The 18,557-nt window shown below is 53.9% G+C and carries 15 protein-coding genes and 1 pseudogene; 7 read left to right on the forward strand and 9 right to left on the reverse strand.

Annotated features, from left to right (window positions below):
* Positions 1 to 824: 824 nt before the first annotated feature.
* Positions 825 to 1,703, reverse strand: a complete 879-nt coding sequence (locus tag AC2TEL_RS05840; RefSeq protein WP_480844625.1) for a LysR substrate-binding domain-containing protein — start codon at positions 1,701 to 1,703, stop codon at positions 825 to 827.
* A gap of 118 nt (positions 1,704 to 1,821) precedes the next feature.
* Between AC2TEL_RS05840 and AC2TEL_RS05845 the strand changes: the two genes are divergently transcribed.
* From AC2TEL_RS05845 to AC2TEL_RS05855, 3 genes are all read left to right on the forward strand, one after another.
* The gene (locus tag AC2TEL_RS05845; RefSeq protein WP_480902530.1) at positions 1,822 to 2,571 is read left to right on the forward strand and encodes an SDR family oxidoreductase; all 750 of its coding nucleotides are present in this window, start codon (positions 1,822 to 1,824) and stop codon (positions 2,569 to 2,571) included.
* Positions 2,572 to 2,588: 17 nt separating this feature from the next.
* Positions 2,589 to 2,978 carry an ectoine synthase gene (locus AC2TEL_RS05850; RefSeq protein ID WP_480844623.1) on the forward strand — a complete coding sequence of 130 codons (390 nt, stop codon included), beginning with the start codon at positions 2,589 to 2,591 and terminating at the stop codon, positions 2,976 to 2,978.
* Between the two features lie 346 nt (positions 2,979 to 3,324).
* Positions 3,325 to 4,938, forward strand: a complete 1,614-nt coding sequence (locus tag AC2TEL_RS05855) for an arylsulfatase (RefSeq protein WP_480902532.1) — start codon at positions 3,325 to 3,327, stop codon at positions 4,936 to 4,938.
* A 130-nt stretch (positions 4,939 to 5,068) separates the two neighbouring features.
* Here AC2TEL_RS05855 and AC2TEL_RS05860 read toward each other — a convergent pair whose 3' ends face one another.
* The 5 genes from AC2TEL_RS05860 to AC2TEL_RS05880 form a co-directional block, all read right to left on the reverse strand.
* Entirely contained in the window at positions 5,069 to 6,469 is a 1,401-nt protein-coding gene (locus tag AC2TEL_RS05860; RefSeq protein WP_480902534.1) for a TRAP transporter large permease, read from the reverse strand.
* Positions 6,470 to 6,480: 11 nt separating this feature from the next.
* Positions 6,481 to 7,113, reverse strand: a complete 633-nt coding sequence (locus AC2TEL_RS05865) for a TRAP transporter small permease subunit (protein ID WP_480902537.1) — start codon at positions 7,111 to 7,113, stop codon at positions 6,481 to 6,483.
* Between the two features lie 68 nt (positions 7,114 to 7,181).
* Positions 7,182 to 8,192 carry a TRAP transporter substrate-binding protein DctP gene (gene dctP, locus AC2TEL_RS05870; protein WP_480902539.1) on the reverse strand — a complete coding sequence of 337 codons (1,011 nt, stop codon included), beginning with the start codon at positions 8,190 to 8,192 and terminating at the stop codon, positions 7,182 to 7,184.
* Positions 8,193 to 8,317: 125 nt separating this feature from the next.
* On the reverse strand, positions 8,318 to 9,658 hold the full coding sequence (locus AC2TEL_RS05875; protein ID WP_480902541.1) for a sigma-54-dependent transcriptional regulator: 1,341 nt from the start codon (positions 9,656 to 9,658) through the stop codon (positions 8,318 to 8,320).
* Positions 9,655 to 11,385, reverse strand: a complete 1,731-nt coding sequence (locus tag AC2TEL_RS05880; RefSeq protein ID WP_480902543.1) for a sensor histidine kinase — start codon at positions 11,383 to 11,385, stop codon at positions 9,655 to 9,657. The genes AC2TEL_RS05875 and AC2TEL_RS05880 overlap by 4 nt, the downstream gene beginning before the upstream one ends.
* 550 nt (positions 11,386 to 11,935) lie before the next feature.
* On the opposite strand from AC2TEL_RS05880, the gene AC2TEL_RS05885 reads away from it, so the two are divergent.
* The 3 genes from AC2TEL_RS05885 (at position 11,936) to AC2TEL_RS05895 (ending at position 14,485) form a co-directional block, all read left to right on the forward strand.
* Positions 11,936 to 12,334, forward strand: coding sequence for a MerR family transcriptional regulator (locus AC2TEL_RS05885; protein ID WP_480902546.1), 399 nt, complete (start codon positions 11,936 to 11,938; stop codon positions 12,332 to 12,334).
* Between the two features lie 103 nt (positions 12,335 to 12,437).
* Complete coding sequence (locus AC2TEL_RS05890; protein WP_480902550.1) at positions 12,438 to 13,841, forward strand: sensor histidine kinase; 1,404 nt, start codon at positions 12,438 to 12,440, stop codon at positions 13,839 to 13,841.
* Complete coding sequence (locus AC2TEL_RS05895) at positions 13,838 to 14,485, forward strand: response regulator (protein ID WP_480902552.1); 648 nt, start codon at positions 13,838 to 13,840, stop codon at positions 14,483 to 14,485. Before AC2TEL_RS05890 ends, AC2TEL_RS05895 begins: the two co-directional genes overlap by 4 nt.
* A gap of 75 nt (positions 14,486 to 14,560) precedes the next feature.
* Here AC2TEL_RS05895 and AC2TEL_RS05900 read toward each other — a convergent pair whose 3' ends face one another.
* Both AC2TEL_RS05900 and AC2TEL_RS05905 read right to left on the reverse strand, forming a co-directional pair.
* Entirely contained in the window at positions 14,561 to 15,340 is a 780-nt protein-coding gene (locus AC2TEL_RS05900; RefSeq protein ID WP_480902554.1) for a hypothetical protein, read from the reverse strand.
* A 159-nt stretch (positions 15,341 to 15,499) separates the two neighbouring features.
* Positions 15,500 to 16,273: pseudogene (locus AC2TEL_RS05905) on the reverse strand (cation diffusion facilitator family transporter).
* A gap of 326 nt (positions 16,274 to 16,599) precedes the next feature.
* Here AC2TEL_RS05905 and AC2TEL_RS05910 point away from each other — a divergent pair.
* A complete protein-coding gene (locus AC2TEL_RS05910) occupies positions 16,600 to 17,298 on the forward strand; it encodes a hypothetical protein (RefSeq protein ID WP_480902557.1) in 699 nt (232 codons plus the stop codon).
* A 295-nt stretch (positions 17,299 to 17,593) separates the two neighbouring features.
* Here AC2TEL_RS05910 and AC2TEL_RS05915 read toward each other — a convergent pair whose 3' ends face one another.
* Positions 17,594 to 18,490, reverse strand: coding sequence for a LysR family transcriptional regulator (locus tag AC2TEL_RS05915; RefSeq protein ID WP_480902559.1), 897 nt, complete (start codon positions 18,488 to 18,490; stop codon positions 17,594 to 17,596).
* Positions 18,491 to 18,557 lie beyond the last annotated feature (67 nt).

The following is an 18,557-nucleotide window of genomic DNA, read 5'->3' on the forward strand; positions in this document are numbered from 1 at the left end:
CTTGGCCGGGTCGATCTCCCAGATCTCTTTCATGCCAACGCCGTATTTCTGCGGCAATTCGCAGCATCAAGTAGTCCCCAATAAATGAAGTGCGCTTTTATACTGTGAATTGGAACACGTTGGACAAATCCGGAATTCTTGGCGAACGTCCCCAATAAAAAGTGCGCTTTTGGCGAAACATCAATATCTTGGTGGGGGGCATCTTTTTTCACATCGAAGATGTCAGGAGTTCAAATCTCTCATCACCCACCATTCAACCCGCTGAAATACCTTACTTTTCGCCCAATCCGCACGTTGAAAAGAAGTGCGTCATGGTCATTTGAACCCAAGCGAACCTAATACCGCACCGAATCCGGTTCCGGCCAAGTGGGAAATTTCTCCGTCGCTGGCACGTCCTTGCGTTCCAACCATTCCTTGATTGCCATCCAGTAGTCTTGCAGCTCGGCGGCGTACTGGCGCGGTTGAAGGCCGTCGATCGAGCGCTGTAGCTGTGGGTACCACAGGATCTTGAGCTTCAGCCCGTGGGCCTTTGCCCAGACGCGCAGAGCTATTTCCCAGTCCGTTGTTGGGCGGGCTTCAAGTTCTTTGTGGAGGTCGAAGGGGATTCGGTTGGGTCAGGTAGTCATGGCGCTGATATGGGGCAGTCAGCAGCGGTCGGCAAAGCCGCTTATTTATGAGATCCCGAATGACCGGAGAGCCCCAAACTGCCTTAGCTGAACCATTTGAACTCTGCACCTGCATGCGTCCGGTCAGCGGGACCGAAGCCGACATATGCAGAGCGTTGACCAACGACCGCTTCCCGGGGCTTCGACCGGAATCGGAGCTCAAATCGACATGAGCCACTTCTTGAATATTCTCACTGTGACCCGCTCTTGATCTCCGGGTCGGCAAACGAAATAGAGCCCACGATCCAGCGGCACACGGCTTTCATCTAGGCGGACCAACCGTCCAAGTTTCAAATCCCTCTCCGCCAAAAGATGCCTTGCTAATGCCACGCCTTGCCCGTCAATTGCAGCCTCCAACAAGACAGCGCTGTCCACGTACTTGACGCTCTGAGCGTTGATCCGATCACCATTTAAGCCGACTTGCGCTGCCCAGCTTTCCCACCCGACATTGTAGGCATCGTGCAATAAGGGGAGATCGGCCACGTCCTCGGCGCGCATTGGTCGCCGTGCTTTCTCAACAAGGGACGGCGCGGCCACGACAATCAATTCCTCTTGTCTTATTTGCTTATGATAGAGCCCGTCCCAAGCAGGTTCCCCGAACCGTAAGGCGACATCGACCTCGGATGTATCAAAATCCGCAAAGGCGTCATTTGTGTCCAGCAGCAATGCGATACCGGGATGGTCCTGTTGAAACGAACTCAATAAAGGCACAAGCCATTTGAGCGCCAGCGACGTGGACAAAGACACCGTAATCGATTGGCGGCGATGTAAGCGCCTCACTTCCGATACACCCAACTGTAGTGCCGAAAATGCCCCACGCGTTGAGTGGTGCAGACGTTCCCCGGCTTGGGTCAGTTCAACGCCATTCGGTCGGCGATGAAAGAGTGGCACGCCAAGGTGCAATTCCAACAGCTTGATCTGCCGACTGATCGCACCGTGTGTGACGTTCAGCACATCCGCTGCCTTAGTCAGGCTAGAGTGGGTTGCGGTTTCGTCAAATGCCTGAAGGGCACGAAGGTGTCTGAGGTTTTCCGCCATGTGAGAAAATCTAACAGCAACGCGCCAAAATCTCGATAGGCGGCTGCAAATTTAAAGAGTTACACTGACTTAATTCCCAAAAACCTCATACCCTTTGTACCACAAGAAAGGAAACACTATGCCCGAAGTCAAAGTCGCGGTGATGACAGGCACGGGACAAGGCATCGGACGGGGCTGTGCCATTGAGATGGCAAAGGCAGGCTACAAAGTTTCGCTGATGTCCCCGTCCAACCGGTCTGTTGAACTGGCGCAGGAGCTTGGGGGCATTGGCCGTCGCGGCTCTGTACTGGACGTCGATGATCTGCAGGCGATGATCGATGACACCATGAGCAAATACGGGCGGATTGATGCAATTGTCAGCAACATGGGTCACGGTGGAACAGTGCCCGAAGCCATCAAGACAGTAGGATTCGACCCCGACTTTGATGGGCCTCTTTTAGAGCTTAGCGACGCGCTGTGGCACGAAAGTCTGGACATGTACGTGCTTAACGTCGTCAAGATTGCTCGTAAGGTAACGCCCATCCTGATGGAACAGGGTGGAGGTGCCTTCGTAAATATCTCGTCCATGAACACAATTGAGCCCCGCGCCCCTTACCCAATGAGCATGCTGCGCGGCGCGTTACACAGTTTCTCAAAACTCTACGGCGATCGATATGCTCGATATAACATACGCATGAACAATCTGCTCCCCGGCTTCTGCGAGAACGTGAACCTATCCGAACAGGCCCGTCGGGAAATCCCAGCTCAGCGAACAGCCACATTCGAAGAAATTGGACACGTTTGCGTGTTTCTCGCCAGCGAGGGGGCTCGGTACATCAACGGCCAGAGTATATTGTCGGACGGCGGGATGAACCGCGCGGTAAGGTAGCAAGGAGGCGATGAAATATGATTGTCAAATCACTCAATGAAATCCTTGATACAGGACGTGACGTTTCCGGGCCGGGATGGAATAGCAGAAGACTGCTGCTCGCGTCAGATGGCATGGGGTTCTCGTTAACAGACACGGTCATCAAAGAAGGCGCAGAGCTTGAGCTGGAATACACCCACCATTTGGAGGCGTGTTATTGTATCGAGGGCAAGGGTCAGATCCGGGCGTCAGAAGATGAAACTTGGTATACTCTTGAACCATTTACCCTCTATGCATTGGATCAACACGACCGACACTTAGTTCGCGCTACAGGTGCAGATCTGCGGCTTGTCTGCGTATTCAATCCACCGCTCAGCGGGCGCGAAGTGCACCGAGAAGACGGAAGCTATGCACCAGCTGCATCCTAATGAGCGCTTTGACGACTTTCGCAAACCGGCCAATCATGCACCGCGCAGCACCTGAAAAAATGGGCTCTTTCCGGATTTCGGGTGCGACGCAGCATCGGGCTGCTGCGGGAAACCGTCGCCCGGCACTCACCGTCCCATATCGGACCATCGGCACCTCGGTAGAATGCTGCGGTGACAGCCCGCTTTGCGGTCATTTTCTGTGAGAGGGAAATCTAAAGCCGTTTTGCATCTGCATCAACTAAGGAGCGATCCCTCATGCGGACGCTTTCTGCGCAAGTGTTTACAGATTGTTGTTATTGCCATTGGGCAGTCCTAAGCTTCTAAAGGCAATGCCGGAGATCAAACGATGCCAGAAGTTAACGAACGGCCAAACGTCATTTTGATCCTCGCCGATGATTTGGGATTTGCGGATCTCGGCGTGACGGGTTCTGAAATCAAGACACCCAACATTGATGCGCTCGCTCGGGATGGCACCATGTTGTCGGCCATGTACAATTGCGCCAGATGTTGCCCGACCCGCGCGTCGTTACTGACGGGGTTGTATCCTCACAATGCAGGCGTTGGTCACATGGGGGCAAATCTTGGCACGCCCGCTTATCAAGGGTTCTTGCGCAATGACAGTGCCACGATTGCAGAGCATCTTAGGGCCAACGGCTACCGAACACTGATGTCCGGCAAGTGGCATGTGGCCGGGGATTTTATGGCTCGCGAGGTCGACAGTTGGCGCGTCGGCGATCTGGAACACCCGACGCCGCGCCAACGAGGGTTTGACCGCTTTTATGGCATCGTCGATGGCGTCACGCATTTCTTTTCACCTCACTACATGTTGGAAGACGATAGCCGGGTCGAGACATTCCCCGACAATTTCTATTTCACCGACGCAATTACCAACAAAGCCATCGGTATGATTGAAGAGACGTCCGATGATCAGCCGTTTTTCCTCTACTTGGCACACACCGCCCCGCATTGGCCGCTTCACGCGCATGAAGAAGACATTGCCCGATACGACGGAGTCTACAATGCCGGGTGGGACGCCACTCGCACTGCGCGGCACGAGACGATGAATGCCATGGGGCTGTTCCAGACCAACTGGGACATTTCACCGCGCGATGACCAGGTTCACCCGTGGACTACAGAGAAAAACACTGACTGGGAAGCCCGGAAAATGGCGACCTATGCCGCAATGGTGGACCGGATGGATCAGTCCATTGGCCGTCTGATCGCCGAGCTGAAACGCATGGACAGGTTCGACAACACGCTGATCTTGTTTCTGTCCGACAACGGCGGTTGTGCCGAGTTCATGGCCGAAGATGGTTGGTGCAAGTTCTTCCCAGATACCACCTCTGACGGTCGCAAGATCGATATGGGCAATCGCCCTGACGTTATGCCTGGTAGTGCACTGACCTATCAAAGCTATGACAAACCTTGGGCCAACGTTTCCAATGCACCATTTCGGCTGTTCAAGCATTACGTGCACGAAGGTGGGATATCAACGCCACTGGTCGCGCATTGGCCCAAAGGGTTAAAAGCCCGGGACACGACCCATGCTGCCTGTCACGTCGTAGATATTCTGCCGACCATCCTTGAGGCGACAGGGTGCACATATCAAGAGGAGGTTGGAGGGCACGAAATTCAGCCTATGCAGGGTGAATCCCTGCTTTCCTTGCTCCGCGGAAAAGACTGGGAACGCGAGCAACCGATCTTCTTCGAACATGAAGGAAACGCAGCAATTCGACTCGGGCAGTTCAAATTGGTGCGTCGATTCTCGCAGGATTGGGAACTATACGATATGGAAGCGGATCGTACGGAGTTGAACAATCTGGTTGGTGCATCTTCCAAGCTTGAGGAAGATTTGAAAGGTCAATACCAATCATGGGCCGCCCAAACCGGGGTTTTGGATTGGGAGATTGCACTTCCGAGGTTACTGGACGCCTGGAAGATTGAGACTGCTGAAGGCTAGTCAAAAGCTTTTTCTCGGTTATTTCGGCCCAAACCGGCCATTGAACAAGTGTCATGTATTCTTCTGCACCGCTGTTGATGCAGGTCTTAGCTGCACCGGCAAACTGCACTCCAAAATCATCCCATGTGATTCAAACCTGTCCGGGAAGCCACAGAACGATTGCGGGGAAGGCAACGAGCATCGCGATTGTTGCAGCATCCGCCAGAAAGAAAGGCGTTACACCTTTAAAAACATCCTGAACGCTTAGGTCATCACGAACGCCGGCCACGACAAAGCAATTCAGCCCAATAGGTGGGGTGATCAGGCAAAACTCGGCCATTTTGACAACCAGAATGCCAAACCAGATAGCACACATAGGCCCGGACATACCGAAAGTGCTATCGGCTGCGCTTACGGCTTCACCACCATTCAACGCCATCACGGCGGGGTAAACTACCGGTAACGTCAGCAGCAGCATACCTATCGCATCCATGAACATGCCCAGCACAGCGTAAGCCAGAAGTATACAGATCAGGATCAGCATCGGAGACATCTCAAGCGAGGTGATCCAGTCGGAGAATGCACTTGGCAGTTCGGCGAAACCAAGAAAACGAACGTAAACCAAAACGCCCCAGATGATCGTGAAAATCATGACGCTCAGCTTGGCGGTTTCCAAAAGCGCGTCTTTGAGTTCCGACCAGCGCATGCCCTGATACAGCGCCATCAGGAACACCACGAATGCTCCAATTGCGCCGCCTTCGGTTGGCGTACCCCAGGCATCGCCGCCGAACGGGTTGTAGACAAAGAAGATGATGGTGACGACGACAATCACGATGGGCAATGCGGGCGGCAAGGAGAGGAAACGTTCTTTCCATGTAAACCCGGTGACTGCGGGACCAAATCCTTTGATCACGACAGCCATGCCAATGATCAGCAAGCCATAAATTACCGCCGAGAACATGCCCGGGATGAACCCTGCCAACAGCAGTTTTCCCACGTCCTGCTCGACAATAATCGCGTAGATGACCAGAATGGCCGAAGGCGGGATGAGCGAGGCGAGCGTACCACCTGCAGCGACGACACCTGCAGCAAAACGCTTGTCGTAGCCGATCTTCAGCATCTCAGGGATGGCGATACGGGCGAACACAGCGGAAGTGGCGACCGAGGCCCCGGATACCGCGGCAAACCCAGCGGTTGCGAAAACGGTCGAAACCGCCAGACCGCCGGGGACCCACGCCAGCCAACGCTTTGCGGCTTCGAACAGTGCTTTGGTCAGGCCCGCGTAATAGGCGAGGTAACCGATCAGGATGAAAGTCGGAATAAGGCTCAAAGCCTGGCTTGAAATCTTGGAATGCGGCACCTGCCCCGCTGTTTTGACGGCCACAGTCACAGCCTTGCCGAACCGCGCCGGATCGTACCCAAACTTGGCCCAGAAGATCCAGATCAGACCAACCATGCCAGCTGTCGCGGCGGCGAAGGCCACGCGCATCCCCAGCACCACAAGAACAAGCATACCACCCGAGACGGTCAGACCAATATCAATGGGTTCCATCAGATTTAACCTCAGTTATCGTGGCCCGAGACGTGCTCGGCTTCCATTGCAGCTTGAGTGGCTGCGTCAGCTATCAGCGGGACGGCAATAGGTGCCTGATCGGGGTGCCGGATCGCGCGACCGTAGGCCCAGAGCTGTAAAGCAAGCCTTAGGCAAAGCACGCTAAAGGCAACGGGGGCCAACAGCTTTGCGGGCCACAGCGGGATACCTATGTCGATGGAGCTGTCGCGGCTCCAGAGTGGAGCACCAAAGTCAAAGCTGCGTGCGAAATGCGCCCAGCTCCCCCAGATCAGCAAGACGATCAGCGCCAGAATGACAGCGGTTGTAATGAACTCAACGATATAGAGCGTCCGACCTCTGAGCGCTCCAACAACCATGTCCATTCGTATGTGGCCGCCATCACGCTGCGCATAAGAAATCCCCATGAAGGCGATTAAAGGCATGGCCTGCTCGATCCAGTCCACATAACCGGGAAGTGGCGCATTGGCGAAATTCCGACCACCAACGGAGACTACGGCCATGACCATCAGCGAGAAAACTGCAAGACCGCTGATCAGAGCCAGAAAGCTTTCCAGTTTGTAGAGGCGTTGATCGAGAATGCTGAGACGGCTGTCGTCGGACAGCACCAGGGATGACCCGGCCATCGTTGTGCTCCGCTGTCAGGGGAAAAGGCACCCGACGCCAGCATGGCTGACGCCGGGTTGTGAGTGGATTAGCTGCCGTTTGCGATCTTACCAGTCACAAGGTCATAGAGCTCTTGTGCCGGCAGGCCACGCTCGGTGTTTTCTGCAATCCAGGCCTCGGCCGCGGGGGCGGCAGCGGCTTCTTTGAACGCTGCGATTTCTTCATCGCTGAAAGTGACCCGTTCGATGCCGCGTTGATCCAGCTCAGGGCCCCACGCTTCCATCGTTTTGGTCTGGTAGTGGCTCACATAGTGATCCAGTGCCTCTTCCACCGATCCCAACAGCGCTTCGCGATGTTCATCAGATAAATCTTCCAGCGCCAGCGTGTTCACCACGACAGGGCAGTTGACGGTGCCGGGGTTTAGGTTCGTCGTCCACCACGTACCATTTTCAATGGTGCCGAAGGACATATGCGCATGTGGCGCAAAGCTGACAGCCTTAACGATGCCACTGTCCATTGCCTGACGCACTTCGGATGCAGACATCGAGGTCGGAACTGCCCCAACCGTCTCCATCGCTTTACCGATGCCGCCCGTCGCGCGCACGCTCAGACCTTCAAAGTCGGTTAGGGAATTCGGCGCTTCACCGACACCAACAAGGTTGTACTGCGGCAGCGGCGACGGCATCAGCAGAGTCGCGTCCCAGCGGGCCAGATCCTCAACAACGGCCGGGTGTTGATAAACTGCCATCGACAGATCGACTTCCTGTTCAAGGGATGTCACGCCCAGAAACGGCAGTTCCAATACAGTGATCGAAGGGTTCTTGTCGCGGTGATAGCCAGCGCAGAACTGGGCCATTTCAAACGCACCTATCGAAATCCCATCGAGGTTTTCTTTGTTCTTCGACAGGCCGCCATAGCTGATGTTGAGTGTGAACTCACCGCCCGTCTTTTCGCTCACCAGTTCGGCAAGCTTCTCGACGTGTTCGGTAAAGGCACGACGCTTGCCCCACAGGGAAACGTTCCATTCGACAGCCAGCGCTTCGGATGCAACGGTCAGTGACAGGGCAGCAATGGCCGCCCGGTTAAGATGTTTGCGCATAGTGGCTCCTCCCAGATCACGCAATTCGCTTGGGTGGAGTATTCAGGATGCGCAGCAGCCTGCCTATGAAGGAAAACGCGCGAGAAATTACTGTTCCCCTGCGGATATCCGCAGAGTGGTTTCGCTTACAACAGCGCCTCTTTATCGAGACCGAGTTTGACAATCTTTTCGTTGAGCGTCCGGCGACCAATCCCTAGCGCTTCGGCCGCGGCATCCATGCGGCCTTTATGTGCCTTGATGGCTTTGCCGATCAGCTCGCGCTCAAAAGCAGCAACCGCTTCGCGCAGTGTATCCGGCACATCGTCTAAGTGCTGATCGCTGTGTATAGCCAGCGCTACCGATCCTCCTCCGCGGCGGGCCGCCAAAACGCGCCGTTCGCAGACATGGCGCAATTCACGCACATTGCCGGGCCAATCATGTGCAAGCAGAGCGGCCAAATCGTCCTGATCGAGTTCTGGCGCGTCTATCTCATAAACCTGCGCGTATTCGTTCAAGAAATGCGTTGCCAACAGAACCAGATCATCCCGTCTTTGTCGTAGCGGAGGTAAGGACAGGACGACAGTATTCAATCGAAACAATAGGTCCTGACGAAGGCGGCCTTCCTCGGCGGCCAGTACAACGTCTTCGTTGGTTGCTGACACGACCCTGAAACTTACCGGCACCGGCGACACAGCCCCCACCGGCAGGACCTGCTGATCTTCGATGACCCTTAATAGCTTGGCCTGCGCCGCTGGGGGGCACGAGCAGATTTCATCCAGAAACAAGGTCCCGCCCGATGCCGCCACAAGCCTTCCGTCGGATTCACCCGCGACGCCGAACATTTCTGCTTCAAACGTATCTGCCGACAATGCGGCGCAATTCAGCGCCAGAAACGGTGCCTCCGGCGAGCGGCCCAAATCATGTAAAGCATGGGCAACAAGCTCTTTCCCGGTCCCGGTATCCCCCTGCAACAAAACCGCAACCGATGTATCGGCAAGATCAAGTACTTCTTGTCGCAAGTCTGCAATTGCGTCTGTTTGGCCCAGCAGGATGCGGTCAAGGCCTGAAAGTTTGAACAGCCTGTCTTTGAGGCGGGCATTGCTTTTGCGCATTCGGTTTTGTTCAGCCGCATGCCTCAGCACAGTCAACAATCGCCGAGGTTCATATGGCTTTTCGATAAACCCGTACGCGCCTTCCTGTATGGCCTGAACCGCCATTGGGATGTCACCATGTGCCGAAATCAACACCACCGGAGGCGCCACATGCCTGTCCAGACTGGCCAGTAATTCAAGTCCCGACATACCGGGCATACGCACATCGGAGAGAATGACATCAGGCGAGGTGCCGGCCAGATGTTCTGTCACCTGGGTCGCGCGCGACAGGGCACTAACAATCCAGCCAGCGGCTTCGAGCAACTCGACAAGAGAGTGTCGCATCGATTTGTCATCATCAATGACCAGAACTTTGAAGGGTTGCTGCTGGGTCATTCGTCCGTTTCTTCAGTCATCGAGGCTATCGGGAATATGACTCGAAAAATTGTTCCGCCGCCATCACGGTTTCGGGCCGTCATTGTGCCATCGTGATCTTTGACAATGCTGGTGGAAATCGCCAATCCTAAGCCCATGCCTCGCCCGCTTTCTTTTGTGGTTACAAATGGCTCTTGCAACTCAGCCAGCGTTGCCTCGCCCAACCCGTGACCGTTGTCCTGAATTTCCAACACTGCCTCATCACCAGAAGCCATGATAGCGATATGGATTTCCGGCGCATCCGCTTCATCCGTTGCATCTATGGCATTGCGCAAAAGATTGGTGATGACCTGTTCGATCCGCAGGGCACTGCCCCGGATAAAGACCGGACTGGTCGGCGCATCAACTGAGATTTTCACCCCACCCTGCTCGATGTTTGGTGCAACCAGAGCCAAAGCGGCATTGACCGAAGTGCATAAGTCTACGTCGGCGAACGCTTCACTCTCTGACCGTGCGAAGAACCGCAATTGGCGCGTGATCCCTTCCATCCTGTCAACCAGGCTTCCGATTTTTTGCGGCAGCTTGGTCTCACCGGAAGTCGAGATCTCTGCTGCCACCAGATGATTGCGCATCGCAGCGATGGGCTGGCCCAGTTCATGCGTGACCAACGCGGATAGTTGCCCCAGAGCCGCCAGTCGGCTTGCGCGCTCCAACTCGCCTTGGGTGCGTTTGAGGCTCCGCTCGGCTGTCTTGCGGTCGTCGATTTCGATGGCGAGCCGTTCATTTGCCTCGCGCAGCTTTGCTTCTTCCTCTTCAGATCTCGCCAAGGCCGCACCTACGCGTCTCGCGCGTTGTATCTGGAAGAAGATAAATGCGAGCCCTGCCAAAAGGACAAAAACTGCTGTTACAAGCCAACTGCGCGCTACGGCCTGATCGTCACTTGCAAAATAGTGAAGCGACCAGCCATGGGGTAAGTCCGTAGCTGCAAGATGCAGGCGCTTCGTCCCCGCAATTCTGGCCTGATCTCCCGGTAACTCAACCCAATCCAACGCATCCAAGTCTTGCCCCAGAAACTGCCGGGCGTTTCGAATTCGCTCTCGTTGTGGTTCCGACAATGGCGTCAACGCGCGGTATTGCCAATCCGAGTTCGAAGAAAGCAGAACGACACCGTCTTCATTGGCCAAAAGAACCTGTTCGCCCGAGTTTTTCCAACTATCCTGAAGATCAGAGAAATCGATCTTTATCGCTATGACACCAGCCGAAGCTCCACGGTCGTCAAGTACTGCGTTGGCGATGAAGTATCCTGGCAGACCAGTCGTTGCTCCGATGGCATAGAAGCGGCCTTGTTTACCAGAAATGGCACTTTGGAAATACGGCCTGAAAGCGTAGTTCTGGCCAACAAAGCTTCCATTGTCGCGGTAGTTCGATGCGGAAATTGTGATCCCGTTTTTATCCATCAAGTAGATCGCATCCAGCCCCGCCTGCTCCGCAAAATCCTCGAGGCGTCGGTTTAAAGCTCCGGTGCCGTGTCCTTCGGCTGTTCCAATTACAAAGGAATCCTGTGACAGCACATATGTGAGGTGGGAAAATCGTTCGAGTTCGCTGTTCACCGAGCTTTGGTAGAGAGAGAGCCGGCCCTGAGCTTTCGAAAGCTCCTCCGAAACGAAGTATTGGTAAGAAACCAAATAAAGGCCAATGCTGGCGGCAATGGCTACCAAAATACCTACAATATACGACTTTGATCGCATTGAATGCCCATGAACTGCGACAGCATAGGATCACAGTAGAATTTAGCCGTCCATCCCAAGACTTCTAATCCGACATTTAGATGTTCTGACCAAACAAGAATGACCGATCAATTCGAGAACGCTAAGCAATGAACGAACCTGACGAAACAACTATTTGCTTTCCGCAAGTAGACGTCTGCCCAGAGCTGCCATTTGTGCGGCATTCAAATTAATGCAGCGCGGCCTGCCATTGCCGACATTCGCCGCGAGTGCGAACTCGGGGCCCTAGCGAACTCACATTCTGTGGACATAGCTCCAATTCGCTGCCGAGCAGCAACCCGGCAGTACAACGTCAGAAGACGCAGAAACCAGACTTTGCAAACTTTGGCGGACGAGCCAATGCGGACAGTCATCATCTCTCTCGGATGCTGCAGTTGCGACCCGCTTAGCTGAGGATCACATATTTCTTCATCTTTCGCTCCCTGGGTACTCGATCTGATTGTGTTGAGGCACCGGCATTCAGTGCGTATAACTCCTGTAATAACTACAGGATCAAGTGGAGGCACTTCACATGATTGCGATAGGTGAGGCTTCCCGGCAAACCGGGGTCGGAATAGAAACCATCCGCTATTACGAACGCGAAGGTATCGTACCAAGACCCGCACGAGCTCTGAACAATCGTCGGCTCTATTCAGCAAGCGATGTGGGAAGACTTCGATTTTTGAAGAAATGCCGCGACCTGGGGTTTCCTTTGTCTGAAGCAAAGGCGCTTTTGGAGCTGTCAGAAGGAAGTGCTGAAGACTGCCGGTCAGTGAAAGAATTGGCCGAGGCTCACATTACCAGCGTTCGAACCAAGATTGATGAACTCACACGCCTGGAGCACGCCTTGAGTGAGCTTACGGCCAATTGTGATAGCGGAAACGTTCAATGCCCGATGCTGCAAAGACTGAGAACGATGGATGATATCTGACTCTAGCCACTGGGTGGAAGCTCAGGATCTGAGATTTAACCAGATCACGTCAGACCAAGGTCTGTGGTGCGATAACAGATTGTAGTTCATAGTCGATTTCGCGATGAGAACGAAAGTAACTGACCTGACGATTGGCAAATGGTCGTTGTCGCGAGTGTTTCTTGCGGCCAGCATTTTCGTGATGGGTACTGCTACCGCAATCGTCGGGGTCTGGGTGTCAAATCGAATCCAGAACGCAGTCGTGCAAAACTCCGCCAACTCTGCGGCGTTATATATGGAAAGCGTAGTATCCCCGCTCAGCCAGGAATTGGCACATGGCGACCATCTTTCTGAGCAGGCGAGCCGAGCGCTGGACGAGATTTTTATGACCCAGCCAATGCGTGACCGCATCGTCTCCTACAAATTCTGGAAGCAAGGCGGAGTGATAGCACATGCTTCGGATACAGACATCATTGGAAACCGTTTCAATCCAACGGATGACTTAATGCGGGCGTGGAGCGGTGATATCTCCGGCTCTTTCGAAGAGCTTGATCATGCCGAGAGCGCCGCCGAGGCGGCATTGGGGATACCACTACTTGAAGTTTACAGCCCCATCCGCGAACTCTGGTCCGGCGAAATCATCGCAGTTGCGGAGTTCTACGAAAGAGCTGATCAGCTTGAGTTAGACTTAGCCAAGGCCAGGCGAACAAGTTGGTGGGTCGTCGGTTCCGCATTTCTGGCAAGTACTATTGTTCTGTATTCCATCGTCGCAATTGGCGACAAAACTATTCGACGACAGGGGGCTCTTCTTAGACAGCGCCTGACAGAAAGTGAGGGGATGGCTGAGCAGAACGCTCTCCTGCGGTCGCGTGTGGTCGAGGCGTCGGAAAGATATGCCGCGCAAACAGATCGGTTCCTCAAGAATCTGGGAGCTGAGCTACATGATGGCCCTGCGCAATACCTGTCCCTCGCCGCCCTTAGACTGGAGGCGGCGTTTTCCAAAGGGTCCGAAAGACCTAAGGATGCAGAGGAAATTCAGCAGTCTTTGCAAAAATCTCTGGCTGAAATTCGTGCAATATCGCGAGGGCTGTCCGCGCCAGATATCGACAGCCTGTCACTCGCCGATGTTGTGAAGAGAGCCGTAGAAGATCACGCCGAACACAGCCCGTTGCGACCGGATATTTCATTCTTGGGTAGCCAGGCGCCAGAGTTGTCATTTTCCGACAAGCTGTGCGTTTTTCGGTTCCTTCAAGAAACGCTTTCCAATGCCGCGAGATATGCCCCAGGTTCCAACTGCACTGTTACCTCTGAGGTGCAGAACGACCGCATAGTTGTAAAGGTCAAAGACGACGGACCTGGATTTAGAAAGTCAGAAGAATCCGCATTGCGTGACGATGGTGGCCAGGGGCTTATGGGCTTGCGAGATCGGGTCGAGAGTATTGGTGGCAGATTTGAGGTCGCATCGAGACCAGGCGAAGGCACCACCATTGCTATGGCACTATATTCCAGAAAGATGAGTGCATTATGACAACATCTGTCGTTATAGCGGATGATCATCCAATTTTCAGAGATGGTTTGCAGCGTACATTGGATGAAGCTGATGGGTTCGAAGTTTTGGCAGCTGGATCCAACGCTGAAGAGGCGGTATCGCTAGTTGGTACGCATCGGCCCGACATAGCCATTCTTGACCTCTCAATGCCCGGCGGAGGGATAAATGCGACACGTGAAATTGCGGCGATGGCAAATCCGCCCTTCATTGCAATCTTGACGGTCTCAGAGAACAGCAGCGATGTCGCGGACGCCTTGGAGGCGGGTGCGATTGGCTACATCGTGAAGGGAGTAACCGCGAGTGAATTGACTGCTTCCTTGCACAGCATCGCTGAAGGTGAAGGGTTCGTCTCTCCGGGCTTAGCCTCGCGTGTACTGCTCCAAATCAACACTGACAGCCGCACCTCCAAGAACGGCAGCATTCTCGATGACCTTACGCATCGTGAGGAGGAAATACTTCGACGTGTGGCCAAAGGACTGAGTAATCGTGAAATAGCTGACGAGTTAGACCTTCAGGAAAAGACCGTTAAGCACTACATGACGGCAATACTGTCCAAGCTTCATGCGCGAAATCGGGTAGAGGCCGCGCTCATTGCGCATGATGTTTGGAACAAGGGAGATTAACTGCGGTCTCTTTGAAGACGATGACGGCCCCTCACTCAAAGAAGCCGCCAACGGATTATCGACTGGAGTTGCTGTTCAGTTGGCAACCGACTGCAACCTCCTGCGATCAGAGGCCGTCGCGTTTCTTTCAACGACAGTCCGGTTGTACGGGTCTTTCAACTCGTAGCGCCCAAACTCGATCTCCTCTTTCCAACCATTGGCATAGTTCACTTCGATATTGTTGCCCTGGCGTTCGATTTTCGTGGGTCGACTTCCTGCTATGCCGCCTTGCCCAGAAGAGCGCACGTTGTCGATTGAGATGCCATTTGCCAAAGACCGAAGCCTTGAAACGTCAGCGCCAGTCGCGGGGCGCTCCTCAACAGTGCGGTTCTGAGCATTCTTTCTCTCATACCGCCCGTTTTCGATCTCCTCCTTGGTTCCGTCGGCGTAACGCACTTCAATACCGTTAGCGTTTGTTTCGACCTTTGTTATCCCAGCCGAACCCGACGGTTTGCCCCCTGCTTGAGACCGATCCTTCTTTCCGCTGCCTCTATTGGAGCGTTTGGAGTCATCATCGTCGTCGTCATCGTCGTCGCGACCACTTTTTCCTGATCCCGAATCGTCATCGCGGTCATCATCTCTGTCGTCGTCGCGGTCATCATCTCTGTCGTCGTCGCGATCATCATCCCGGTCATCGTCACGATCATCGTCGCGACCGTCCCCATCTTTCCCCTTGCCGCTTTTGGCAAAGGCATATGACGGTTCAAAATGTAGGCGACCATCGGCATCAAACGCTGGTACATAAGGCGTCGCCGCAATCAACGAAGCCAACGCCGCAGTACTAAGGAGTTGACCCGGCATTCTTTGAATTTTCATTTTCGTCTCCAATTTTGATTATCACGCTTCGTGACATTGGAGACAGGTTACTTCTGGCTCGGCTTTCCCACATCGGGCTTAGGTCTGACGAATCTCAAGCCGAACGTCTTAGTCAGGTTAGGCAAACCAATAGAGTATTTGCTGATCCATATGACCAGTTTAGTGAGAACTAACCCCGTCGCCCTTCAACTCGTCATCAGGTTCGAGGTGAATGACAAAGACAGATCCCGGATACAGTCGCACCAATTCTTCCTCAATGTCATTGCAAATATCGTGCGCTGCGCTGACTGGCATTGTGCCGTCCACAACAAGATGAAACTCCACGAAGATGACATTTGCGGATCTGCTCCCTTTGAGGTCGTGGTACTCTAAGGCTGCGCCGAGATTTGCCTCGATTGCATCAGAAACGGTCTGCAAGTCATGATCCGAAAGAGATACATCCATCAGGCCATCAACGGATGCCCGAATAACTTTCCAACCCTCCCACAATATGTTCAGCGCAACAAGAATTGCCAGGATTGGGTCCAGGATCAACCAGCCGGTGATAAACGCAAGTATCAGCCCCGCGACGACACCAACTGAGGTCATGACATCCGTAAAAATGCGCCGCGAGCTTGCTTCCAACGCGGGCGATCCCTCGCGCCTACCGATCTTAGGCAAGAGGTAGGCTCATGCACCGTTCACGCCCGTCGCAACGATATTGATGGCAATTCCAAGCAGCGGCGCAACCTCAAGATGCGGATTTGAAAGTACCAACACCGCTTCTCTGATGATCAAGAACGCTGCCAGCACAATAAGTGCGCCTTGGACGACGGTGGAAAGATACTCAGCTTTTTTGTGGCCAAAGGGGTGGTTTTCATCAGGAGGTTTGTCGGCAACCCGAACTGCGAAGCACGCCAGCAGCGCCACAACGACATTCACGGTTGATTCCATTGCGTCTGACAACAACGCCACCAAGCCAGCAGTTTCAGGGCCAGTACCGCAATGGAAATCGGAATGGACCAAAGAGCGAATATTTGTGTCATTCCGTAAAGACTCTCAGTCAATCGTTACAAATGATCCTGGGAAAAGTTGAGCTACCGTACTTAACACGTAAGACAGGAGTAGGATAAAATTGAATAGGGCTACAGGGTCGGTCATGCACGTCCGACTGTAGTGAATGGCGCCAGCACCATAGCGTCATACATCCGTTACTCGGATGGACCCGATGGTTACATACAGCTAGCATCGATGATTACACAGCACGAAGGGAGACACACATGTCGAAGCTCACCAAAAGAACAACTGCCCATGGAGTAGCTGCACTCGTGATCTGCTGTTTCGCAACGGCGGCACAGGCGCAATCGGCAGGCGAGGAGATGTCGTTTTTCATCACTAGTGTGGGCAAGGGGGACGGTGCAAATCTAGGCGGCCTCGAAGGCGCCGATGCTCATTGCAATGCACTCGCTTCCGCGGCCGGTTCTTCCAAGACATTTGCGGCCTATCTGAGCACCTCAATGTCCATTGATCGCAGCACCGACCCAATGACAATCACCAATGGCGTTTCTGCACGCGACCGGATCGGATCGGGTCCGTGGTACAATGCCAACGGAGAGCTCATCGCCAACAATGTCGAGGACCTGCACAGCGATAGCGTGAACATTAATCTACAGACCGCGCTCGACGAAAATGGTAACCCTGTCAATGGGCGTGGCAGTCAGCCGAACAAGCATGACATTCTGACTGGCTCCGATTCCGCGGGATACTTCTCGACAGCAGGAGGCGATACGACATGCAGCAACTGGACTTCTAATAGTGAAGACGGGTCTGCAATTGTTGGACACCATGACCGAGTAGGTCTCAATGATGCTCGAAATATGCTGTCCTGGAACTCATCGCACGGCTCGCGCGGATGCGGAGAGGAACATCTGCCACGTTCTGGCGGGGCGGGTCTGTTTTATTGCTTCGCAACTAACTAATCGGGCAGCATTGGTACGCGTGTCGCCCGCATTGAACCTGATATTTCCAAGTCAGTTTTGGGGATCGCGTTCTGGAAGCGGTTTTTGGGCGGAAATAGTCTAAATGCCGCTTCGTTGCGAGTTTACTAAAATGCAAAGCTTGGTTGAGAAGGTCCGCTTAGCCGATCTTTCATTCACGTTAGTGCGCAGAAACACAACTGCCTCGCAGCAGACAGGGCCAAATATTGCAGCGAAACAACTACTGCGCGTGAACATCAACATCTCCTCGCTAGCTAAAACAGACACAGACATTGGGTCAAAGCGCGGCCTTGTCGAAAATGCGAACGATCCAATCGAGGAAAACCCGGACGCGCGGGGAGAGTTGTCTGTTTTGTGGGTAAAATGCAGCCAACGGGGTTGGGGATGGCGGTGTATCCGGTAAAACTTCCACAAGACGACCATCTTCCAAATCGTCCAGAAAACGATACTTCGGCGCTTGAGTCATTCCGAACCCGTTTCGGGTCAAATGATGCACAGTGTCAGCGTCGTTTGCAGTAACCAACGCCGGTAACGTCACTTCCTTAACCTTGTCTCCGACCTTAAACTCCAGCGGCATTACTGTGCCTGTTCGCGAAGAGAGAAAACCAACCATCTGATGACCTTTCAGATCGTCTACCGACGTGGGAGTGCCAAACTTGGCCAGATACTCCGGACTTGCACAGGTGATTTCGGGGAGATCGGTCAGGTGCCGTGTGATCATGCCACTGTCATCAGGAAAACCTGCACGGATGACGCAATCGACCCCTTCGCGCACCAGGTCCACCAGGCGTTCTGTCTGACCGAATTGAAGGGTGATCTTGGGATATGTCGCCAAAAAATCAGACAGGTGCGGCAACAGGAAAACCCGCGTCAGAGTGCCGGGAGCGTCAATGCGCAGCAGACCTGAGGGCTCGTGCCCGCGCATTGCACCTTCAGCCTCTTCAAGATCAGCCAAAATGGACGCGCATCTTTGGTAATAGGCCTGTCCATCTGGCGTTGGGGCCACGTGGCGAGTTGTGCGATCCAGCAGTCGACTACCAAGGTCACGCTCCAGTCTCTGGATCGCTTCACTTGCGGTAGACCGCGGAATGTTCAGATCAGAAGCTGCCTTTGTGAAGCTCCCGCGTTCCAGGACGCGAACAAACAGGCGCATGGTTTCAAGTCTATCGATCATTGTTCGCTTTTACCGAATTGTAAATCCAACTCAAGACTGATTATCTGGCCTGTCTCCGTGTCTATCT

It is taken from the genome of Ruegeria sp. HKCCD9138 (assembly GCF_057220975.1).